Source organism: Aquabacterium sp. (assembly GCF_004297345.1).
In the GTDB taxonomy this organism is placed as follows: domain Bacteria; phylum Pseudomonadota; class Gammaproteobacteria; order Burkholderiales; family Burkholderiaceae_C; genus Aquabacterium.
On record NZ_SCTN01000615.1, the window covers coordinates 1 to 4,336 of the forward strand.

Sequence of the window (4,336 nt, forward strand, 5' to 3'; positions counted from 1 at the left end):
GTCCTTACGCTTGTTTCGGGGTCTTTGAGGAAAGGCCTGCATCACTGCCGCGATGGCCCGCCTGCCTCCTTCCACAATCCGGGTAGCCTCCATATCTGCGCTTGCCTGTCCCTCTACGTGGGCATGGAGGGTGTGCACGGGCAAGTGTGCGCGGTTGGAGGTGTTCCTAGTTGCCTGCCCGAGTAGGCACAGCAGTCCTTCGGCGTTGACCATATGGACCACCTTGCCGCCTGCAATGGCTGCCTTCTTTCTCGTGTGCTCGGGAATGTATTTGATGCGTAACAGGGGCATACCAATGGCTGCACAAACGTCTTCTGCAAGGAACCATGCCGAGGAGCCCTCAGTCTGCACATGAACCCACGCGGGGTTGTAGTGCGTGTACGGCTGTATGCAGGTGTCTTCTTGATTTGTTTCCATAGCTTGCCTGATGCACTACTGCCGCCGAATGTAGTTCAGGAGGAGGTAACCTGGAGTCCCCAATGGGAGGGATGTTCGGCCATGGAAGCCAGCTTGTTGATTCGGTGAGCCTGGGGGGCCACCTGCTCAATGGAAGCGGTGAGGCGGGCAGGGGCCTCAATGGTCAGCTCGGGGGCCGGTGGGGTGTCGGCCTGGGCTTCATTGAGCCAGCGGCGGAGTTCGCCTGGGTTGGCCATCCCGGCTGGTGTCCGGGGACCAGACACCTCGGCCCAGTTCTCAGCCAGCCACATAGCATCAGCACGGACACGGCGGTCCATGTCATCAAACCCATGTTCCTTCACCCACTGGGCGAACGCACGGTCAGCCTTGTGCAAGCTGCGGCCATAACGGAGGGCGTCACCAATTTCCTTCCAGCACAGGCGCTGCTCTGCTGCGGTGGTCTTGATGGATAATTGATTTTCAATTGAACGCTTATCAGGAGGATGGCATATGAGGCTGTATAAATATCTCGCTAGTCGGTATGTTGATGGTATTTTGTCTGGCGATTTTTACTTTGGGCACATGACTAAATATCAACTATTGGAGCTGCTTGATGGGGATAGGTCGCGGGGGGATTTGCATGATGGCTACGAGAAAACGATTGTTTCTGCTACGGTACATGCCGACTCGAAAGATTCAAATGTTGCGGAACTGGCCCGTGGCCTCGGCCTTGCCGCAGGAAGCAATACACAGTTGAATTTGGTGGGGACATCGATCAACAGCCACGCCGATGCCGTCATATATTGTGTATCGTCGCGCCCTCCGGATAACCCACCTCCAATTGCGTCCGATTGTGATGCGTGTATAGCAGTAACTGACTGGCGCGCCTTTGGTGAGACTCTCTTGCATAAGGGACGGGTTAAAGGTTCGAATGTGCCGTTGCATGAAGCGTTTCGTGCAGCTATGGCCCCCGTGCGATATGAGCGGGCAGAGCCAGACTTTCAGCGCTCAGGAGTACAGGTGGTTGACCCATTTGTTAAGTGTCCTAGCTACCGCGCACAGAGTGAACATAGATTGGTGTTAACGCCGTTTGAACCTTCAAATGGTGCGGATGTGATGGTGCACTGTCCTGAGGCAGTTCAGCATATTGAACGCGTCCCGCTTCAAGGGGTGGCGGCTCCTGAAATAGATTGTGAGCAACCGAAGGAGCCTGTGCCTTCAACTCTTGAGGCATGCGATGCCGAGTTGAACTCGATTTGGCAGTTGTGTATCCAGGGATTTAGTGAGCGCATGTTCGTGGAGGACCGGGAGAGTGCGCAGAAAGATTTTGAGCGGATGCTCGATGAGCGTTATAGGAAACGGGTTTTGGCGTGCATTGTTGGCAGGAGAGTGCACGCGCCCAATTCACTCTTAGATAAGTTGGCGCTGTATGGGCAGCCTGTGGCGCAGATCCTTCAAAACTGGTCGGCGCTCCGAAATATGAAGGCGTGATATGTAGTTCCTTCGGGAGGAGCATCCGCCTTGGTTTGTGTCGCTCGGGCATCTCAAAGCCCTGACCGATTCGACTCATCCTCAGTGCCAGTCCGTCCAATCCAGCATCGGCCAGAAAGCAAAAAGCCCCACGGGGTTAGCGCAGGGCTTCGGTAATTGGGATGCTCTGGTGTCAGCTTGCACAGTACCGCTTGACCGTCGAAGTGGACAGGCTGAACCGCTCGGCTGTCTGCGCGATGCTGGCCCCATTGGCCACCTTCCACTCCTTGACTTCCTTGGGGTCTGCCGCCTGCGGCCTTCCCATGCTGGCCTTGCCCTTGTGGGTCTTGCCGGTGCGCTCCAGTGACTCGCGGGCAGCCTGCCTGCCTGCCGCTGTACGCTCAATGATGCGCTGGCGCTCCATGTCAGCCACTTGGGCCAGCACTGCCAGGATCAATTCGCCTACACCCTTGGCGATGACCCCCAGGCCATGCACATGGACCTCCACGCCTTTGGTCAGGAGCTGGCGCACAGTGGCTTGAACGTCCAGGGCATCGCGGCCCAGGCGGTCCACTGCATAGACGTGGAGGGTGTCCCCCTCACGGATGAAGTCCAGCAGGGCGGCAAAGCCTTTGCGGTCTTTAGCAGGTGTTGCGCCACTCACGCCCTCGTCAGAGAACTCTCTGTCAAAGCCTCCGCCCATGGCTGCACGCTGGGACTCAATGGACTGGTCTGAGGTCGATACGCGGAAGTAGGCAAGGCGGGACACTGGGGGCTCCTGATTGGCTCAAAAGATATTCGTACATTGTGAGCTTGGTTCAGAAGTGCTGTCAATTATCTTTTGATCCACCCTAGCCCTCGATGTGGCGGGTGGTCCACAAGGTACAAGTTTTGAGCCTGCCTGGGGCCACTACTAGTGAAACGTTTCACCACGACAGGCGGGTTTGATCTTGAGAGGATGCACAGCGTGAAGGCGTGAGCAATGTGTCCCTCCATTGTGCTGGCGTTAAGTTGTAAAACGCTTTAACTGTACGCAGGGCAGAGGGTGGGAAAGCATTGCGGCCACGACATCAAGCCGAACCTTGGAACACTGCAATGCCCAACACTTCAGAGCTGCTTACCGCCTTGCCCCTCATCCTTCGAGCCCTTCAAGACAGCCCAATGGCCTGCCTTGTTGTGGTCTGCTTGTCAGCCTTTGCTCTTGTGGCCTTTGCTATTCACAAACGCAACTGACCATGGCCCAGGCCGGTCCATTCCGTGGCAGGACTGCCGGGGCTGCTCCCCTCCTTAGTTCAATGGATAGAAAGGGCCCATACGAGTGCGCAACAACAGCGGCGGCACGATACGCCCCTGATGCGGGCCTGAGATTTGGAAAACCCACAGGAGGAACCAATCCTGTCTGTGCTTGACCATTGGCGCATCGCCTATGACTTGCTGTGTATCCGATTCGGAAAATGGGAGCACATGCCTAGGAGTCGTGACAGCAGCATTGGCGCATTACTTGAATTGATGAGGCCCTATGCGCTATCTTGAATTGCTGACCACCTTCTTACCCAAGATCCTTAAGGCTCTGAACGACAGCCCGATGGGGGCCATGGCTCTAGTCTGCTGCGCAGCGTTTGTGCTGGTGGGCTTTGTCGTGCATAGACTGAGGTGAGCATTCAAAAGCACAAAGGGCCCGAAGGCCCCAAGGTTGATCGATGCATGCAGGGCTATCAGCACTGCGGCACGGCTTACAGGCCCAGCGCCTTGGATGCCCTTGCATCCCACTCGTCGGGGCAGAAGAACTCTAGGTTCATGAATCCCCACTCGACTCCATACCAGCCGGTGCCCACCCTGTAGAGATGCGGGCGGCGCTTTCCTGTGCCATTGAGGAACAAGTTGAAGTGCACAGGCACCCGCTTCGCTATGGCTGTTGCTATCGGTGCAGCCACAGGCCAGATAAAGGCCCAGACGATGCGCCACAGGTAGGTGGAAATGAAGCGGAACACGCGGAACAACTGGTAAGCCATGGCTTGAACTCTCTTGCTTTCTGGTCACGTCAACTCGACGCGGAAGCAATGATTTCAAGGAAGCAAGCGTAGGAATAGTCGATGTCCTACTGCGCTGTAGGTGTACACAAACGTCAACTGTTGACCTGTGTAAACCGTGGGTTAGATCTCGGAGCGCACCCGCAAAACTTCGATGCGGAGCCATTGGCGTGACTGTGTATGTCTGACGCCAGAATGAACACTCACTATACCCAGTCCACACATGGAAATGAGGGGCCCTGGCCCATTCTGTTGCTGCGGCGCTGCACAGGTGGTCCACTATGGAAACCGAGGGGGCACGGGGGGTAAATCAGGCGGGCCGTTGATCAGATACCCCCTCGGAAATTCCTCATGTTTTATCGGGAGGGCCCCCACGGTTCACCCTTGGCACTTCCACGATGATTGGCACTCCGCTGGGCAGCTTGGTCCTAACCCTCTGT

General features: G+C 56.4%; 5 protein-coding genes. 1 reads left to right on the plus strand and 4 read right to left on the minus strand.

Annotation, left to right across the window (positions count from 1 at the left end):
* Both EPO09_RS22120 and EPO09_RS22125 read right to left on the minus strand, forming a co-directional pair.
* On the minus strand, window positions 1-417 hold a 417-nt coding region (locus EPO09_RS22120; protein ID WP_290646781.1), incomplete at its 3' end, for a hypothetical protein.
* A gap of 35 nt (window positions 418-452) precedes the next feature.
* Window positions 453-791, minus strand: a complete 339-nt coding sequence (locus tag EPO09_RS22125) for a hypothetical protein (protein WP_290646783.1) — start codon at window positions 789-791, stop codon at window positions 453-455.
* A gap of 115 nt (window positions 792-906) precedes the next feature.
* Here EPO09_RS22125 and EPO09_RS22130 point away from each other — a divergent pair, with 115 nt between their 5' ends.
* Window positions 907-1,887, plus strand: a complete 981-nt coding sequence (locus EPO09_RS22130; protein WP_290646784.1) for a hypothetical protein — start codon at window positions 907-909, stop codon at window positions 1,885-1,887.
* Between the two features lie 172 nt (window positions 1,888-2,059).
* Here EPO09_RS22130 and EPO09_RS22135 read toward each other — a convergent pair whose 3' ends face one another.
* Both EPO09_RS22135 and EPO09_RS22140 read right to left on the minus strand, forming a co-directional pair.
* On the minus strand, window positions 2,060-2,635 hold the full coding sequence (locus EPO09_RS22135) for a recombinase family protein (protein ID WP_290646786.1): 576 nt from the start codon (window positions 2,633-2,635) through the stop codon (window positions 2,060-2,062).
* Window positions 2,636-3,599: 964 nt separating this feature from the next.
* The gene (locus tag EPO09_RS22140) at window positions 3,600-3,878 is read right to left on the minus strand and encodes a hypothetical protein (RefSeq protein WP_290646788.1); all 279 of its coding nucleotides are present in this window, start codon (window positions 3,876-3,878) and stop codon (window positions 3,600-3,602) included.
* Between the last annotated feature and the right edge of the window lie 458 nt (window positions 3,879-4,336).

Coding starts and splice junctions, on each gene's coding strand:
- EPO09_RS22140 (WP_290646788.1), bottom strand. CDS start 3,878: ATGGCTTACCAGTTGTTCCGCGTGTTCCGCTTCATTTCCACCTACCTG.
- EPO09_RS22130 (WP_290646784.1), top strand. CDS start 907: ATGAGGCTGTATAAATATCTCGCTAGTCGGTATGTTGATGGTATTTTG.